Source organism: Bartonella queenslandensis (assembly GCF_018155095.1).
Classification (GTDB): Bacteria; Pseudomonadota; Alphaproteobacteria; order Rhizobiales; family Rhizobiaceae; genus Bartonella; species Bartonella queenslandensis_B.
Genome location: NZ_NAAI01000024.1, coordinates 1 through 1,729 on the forward strand (window position 1 = coordinate 1; position 1,729 = coordinate 1,729).

Below are 1,729 nucleotides of genomic sequence, written 5' to 3' on the forward strand. Positions count from 1 at the left end.
ATGTTGCGCAGTCATTAGGTGGCAATGCGAGTTATGAGAATGGCGTATGGAATGGTCCAAGCTTCAAGTTTAAGACAGTTAAGGATAATGGTGAATCTGAAGAGAAAGAATATAAGAATGTAGCAGAAGCTTTGACAGGAGTTGGTAGTTCTTTCACGAATATTAAAAATGAGTTCACCAAACAGATTACCAATGAAATTGCCAATGTGAAGGGTGATAGCCTTGTTCAGAAAGATGCAGACACAAATCGGATCACGATTGGTGCAAAAGTAGAAGGCAGTGAAATCAATATTGCCAACAGCAGCGGATCTGATCGGACCCTTTCTGGAGTTAAAGAAGCAACGAAGAATAATGAAGCGGTTAATAAAGGCCAGCTTGATCAAAGTTTGAAGGATCTTTCTAAGGATCTTCAATCTGATGATTCAGCAGTTGTTCATTATGATAAAACAGCACAGGGTGAAATTGATTATACGAGTGTGACTTTCGGCGGCAAAGAGAGGGACCCTGTTTCTCTTCACAATGTTGCTGATGGTGTAATTTCTTCAGAATCTCGTGATGCAATCAATGGTAAGCAGATTAATAAAATAGGTGAAGATGTTGCAAAATTCCTCGGTGGTGATACATCCTTTAAAGATGGTACCTTTACAGGTCCAATCTATAAATTATCTTATATTACCAAAGATGGTGTTGTAACAGAAAGTTCTCTTGACGGTGTTGGAACAGCACTTGCAGGACTTGATATCAATATTAAGAATGTTAATGATCGAATTAAGGAAGTTTCAGAAGGTGTTGCACAGGATTCTTTAAATTGGAATGAAGAAGCAAAGGCCTTTGTAGCGCAGCATGGCAATGAAAAGACGAATAGCAAGATCAAGTATCTTGCTGGCGGAGATATTTCTTCTACTTCAACAGAAGCTATTAATGGTTCTCAGCTTCATGCTCTGGGTAGTGGTGTTGCGCAGTCATTAGGTGGTGGAGCTGGTTATGAGAATGGTAAATGGAATGCTCCTAAATTCATTGTTAAGTCCGTTAAGAATGATGGCAACTCTGAAGAAACGAAGTATAATACCGTTGCGGAGGCTTTGACTGGAGTTGGTGCTTCTATCACAAATGTTCAGAATAAAATTACCAATGAGATTAATAACGCAATTACTAAAGTAGAAGGCGATAGTCTTGTGAAGCAAGATAATCTCGGTCTTATTACGATTGGTAAAGAAAAAGGCGGTTTTAAAATTGATCTTGCAAATCGTGATGGTTTAGATCGGACTCTTTCTGGTATCAAAAAGGCTGAGAATGATAATGAAGCGGTTAATAAAGCTCAACTTGATCAAAGTTTGAAGGATCTTTCTAAGGATCTTCAGTCAGATGATTCAGCGGTTGTTCATTATGATAAAACAGAAAAAGGTGAGATTGATTATAAGAATGTGACTTTAGGTAAAGGTAAGGATTCTGCACCTGTAGGTCTTCATAATGTTGCCAATGGTATAATTTCTTCAGAATCCCATGATGCAATCAATGGTGGTCAGATTGACAAGATTTCTCAAGATGTTGCTAAGTTCTTAGGTGGAGGTACAAGCTTTAAAAATGGAGCCTTCACAGGTCCAAGCTATAAAATATCCAGTGTTGATGCAGAAGGTGAGGTAGAAGAAAAAACTTATACTGATGTTGGTTTAGCCTTTGCAGGAATTGATACGAACTTCACAAATGTGAACAAACATCTGAATAATGT

1 pseudogene is annotated in these 1,729 nt (G+C 38.1%); it reads left to right on the forward strand.

What is annotated here, in order from left to right:
- A pseudogene (locus B5V81_RS08535) lies at positions 1 to 1,729 on the forward strand (hypothetical protein); the annotation flags it as partial.